Source organism: Novacetimonas hansenii JCM 7643 (genome assembly GCF_000964405.1).
Classification (GTDB): Bacteria; Pseudomonadota; Alphaproteobacteria; order Acetobacterales; family Acetobacteraceae; genus Novacetimonas; species Novacetimonas hansenii.
Map to the genome: position 1 here is coordinate 1 of NZ_BANE01000340.1, position 954 is coordinate 954.

Annotated in this window: 1 protein-coding gene; it reads left to right on the forward strand. The window is 53.2% G+C overall.

Annotation, left to right across the window (positions count from 1 at the left end; all coding sequences use genetic code 11):
- Positions 1-76 precede the first annotated feature (76 nt).
- On the forward strand, positions 77-622 hold the full coding sequence (locus tag B7G66_RS16430) for a GtrA family protein (RefSeq protein WP_080937681.1): 546 nt from the start codon (positions 77-79) through the stop codon (positions 620-622).
- Positions 623-954: the final 332 nt, after the last annotated feature.

Sequence of the window (954 nt, forward strand, 5' to 3'; positions counted from 1 at the left end):
CCATGCGAAAGGGAGTGCCTCGGCACTCCCTTTTTGCTTGTACAGGCATCATGATGACCAACCAAGTTGCGTAGGCATGCGAAAAAGAACGGATTGCGCTGCGACACATGACAGCGGTCGCGCGCCCATTTTTCAATTCCTGCGTTTCGGGATTGTCGGGGCGCTGGGCCTTGGATGGGACACAGCCGCCGTCTACGCGCTGCGTCCGCTTGTGGGGCTGGGCTGGGCCGCCATCATTGCGTATTTTGTCGCTGCATCCTCAAACTGGTGGTGTAACCGGCTGTGGACTTTTCGCAACCGGGGTAACAGGCACCATTTCCTGCATCAGTGGGCACGATTCATGGCGGGAAACACGGTGGGGTTCTGCCTGAACCGGGGCTGTGTCTTCGTGCTGTTCCACCTGTCGGCAACCTGTCGACTCTATCCCGTGCTTGCGCTGGCCGCAGGGGCGCTCAGCGGCATGACCGCCAATTTTCACATCAGCCGCAAACATGTCTTCCAACATGCCCATCCAGACATGACGCCACCTGTGGCAAGCGGGACATCATCGGGTGACAGGCCCGCCACCATGGAGCCAAATGGTGTCCCCCATCTCCTTGGTGAAAAACACAAGTCGCCATAGAATCCGGTGCCAGCCATTGTGTTATTATGGCCACGCACGAAGAAAACCCATCCGTCATCCCGTGCAACATTCGGGAAACAAAGCAAAAATTCTTTAAATTATCCTTTATTATCAATTCATTATAATATAGTATGTATACACATTATAAGTGTAATATCAGCCCTGCCAAACTGATGGGTTTCTAAAACGAAACCGATAGCGGTATAGGATGTTACGCAAGAAGCTGATTAGCGACCGCACGCATCCCAGCGGCACGATTATAAAGAACGAGTCTTAAGGAAGGACGAAAATATGCGTCTTCGCACGGCGTTACTGGCAACGACCCTGATGGC